The organism is Streptomyces sp. NPDC043870, from assembly GCF_056435785.1.
Window position 1 is genome coordinate 1 of the sequence record NZ_JBWKDT010000139.1, and the last position, 1,493, is coordinate 1,493.

Genomic DNA, 1,493 nt, shown 5'->3' on the forward strand with positions numbered 1-1,493 from the left:
CCCCCGCCGCTATCTCCCCGAAGGCAGCATGGACCGGATCTATCCAACCGAAGATCAGCCCGGCACCGCTACACCACTACAAGGGACATGACCCATCCAACTCCACGTACCCCGCCCCATGAACAGCCCAACGACCGATCACCACATAGGACACCGTCTTCGGCTACAGTCAATTGGCGGCTGTTTCTGCCCGCCACCTGGGATCACACCTCGCCGGAGGCAGTTCCGTCCAAGATCGCCCGCCGCGAGCGTTGCGGGATCCCAGCCGAGCACAGCCACGTGGAGACGTGGCAGCGGTGAAGCTTCCCCTTGATGTTGGACACCTGGAGACTGGGACGTGAGGTTCCAGAGGAAGTAGTGCCAGGTGGGAAGCAAGAGCAACCGCAGCAGGCGGTATACGGAGGAGTTCAAGCGGGACGCGGTCGCTCTGGTCCGGTCCTCCGGGAGGACTGTCACCGAGGTGGCCCGGGAGCTCGGGGTCAGTGCCGAGGGGCTGCGGAACTGGGTCAAGCAGGACACGATCGACCGCGGGCAGGAGGCGCCGGGCGAGCTGACGAGCGCGGAGCGGGAAGAGTTGCGGCGGCTGCGGTGGCAGAACCGTGAGCAGGCCGAGACGATCGAGGTGCTGCGAAAAGCGGCGGTCTTCTTCGCGAAGGAGAGCGATCGATGAGCGAGGTGTATGCGTTCATCGAGGCGGAGAAGACCACCCACCGTGTTGCTCTGTTGTGCCGGCTGCTGAAGGTCGCCCGGTCCTCCTTCTACGCCTGGCTGGCCGGCGAGCGGGCCCGGGCCGCCCGCCGGGCCGCCGACGACGCCCTGGCCCACGAGATCACGGTGTTGGACATCGCCTCCCGGCACACCTACGGGGTGCCGCGTATCCATGCCGAGTTGCGCAGGCTGGACCGGCGGGTCAACCGCAAGCGCGTGGAGCGGATCATGCGTGAGCGCGACATCGCCGGGGTCACCCGGCGCAAGCGCCGGTCGCTGACCCGTCCGGCGAAGAGGGCGGTGCCCGCCGCGGACCTGATCGGCCGCGACTTCAGGGCCGACGCCCCGGGCCGGAAACTGGTGGGTGACATCACTTACATCCGCCACCGGCGAGGGCTGGCTGTATCTGGCGGACCTGGCTGGACCTGGCCACCCGTGAGATCGTCGGCTACTCGATGGCCGACCACCACCGCGCGTCCCTGGTCGTCGACGCACTGACGATGGCCGCCGACGCGGCTGGCTCCAGCCCCGGCTGCATCGCGCATTCCGATCGCGGATCGGAGGGCGGATTCAACTGGTCGTCGCAACACCTCGTACGCATGGAGGTGTTGGATGGTGCGTCGTCAGCAGGCAGCGGACCGGGCGGTGCGTCCGAAGCTGAGGTCTCCTGGGCATCCGAAGTATCAGCGTCATGTCGAGGCGGCGTTCTGGACGGAGATCGCCAAGGGCCTTCTGGCCGAGGAAGCGGCCACCGTCATCGGCGTGGCGCCGGCGGTCGCGACGCG

At 67.8% G+C, this 1,493-nt stretch carries 2 protein-coding genes and 2 pseudogenes; all 4 read left to right on the forward strand.

Translation table 11 applies throughout. The features are described from left to right. Window positions 1–156: 156 nt before the first annotated feature. Window positions 157–294 (forward strand): annotated as a pseudogene (locus AC0699_RS39705) (transposase); the annotation flags it as partial. Window positions 295–364: 70 nt separating this feature from the next. After that, entirely contained in the window at window positions 365–670 is a 306-nt protein-coding gene (locus AC0699_RS39710) for a transposase (RefSeq protein ID WP_478671587.1), read from the forward strand. Beyond that, window positions 667–1,206 (forward strand): IS3 family transposase, encoded by a 540-nt coding sequence (locus tag AC0699_RS39715; protein ID WP_478671589.1) that lies wholly within the window; start codon window positions 667–669, stop codon window positions 1,204–1,206. Before AC0699_RS39710 ends, AC0699_RS39715 begins: the two co-directional genes overlap by 4 nt. 114 nt (window positions 1,207–1,320) lie before the next feature. After that, window positions 1,321–1,493 (forward strand): annotated as a pseudogene (locus AC0699_RS39720) (IS30 family transposase); the annotation flags it as partial.

Excerpts from the sequence above, each read along its gene's own strand:
- AC0699_RS39715 (WP_478671589.1), top strand. The coding sequence starts at position 667 with ATGAGCGAGGTGTATGCGTTCATCGAGGCGGAGAAGACCACCCACCGT.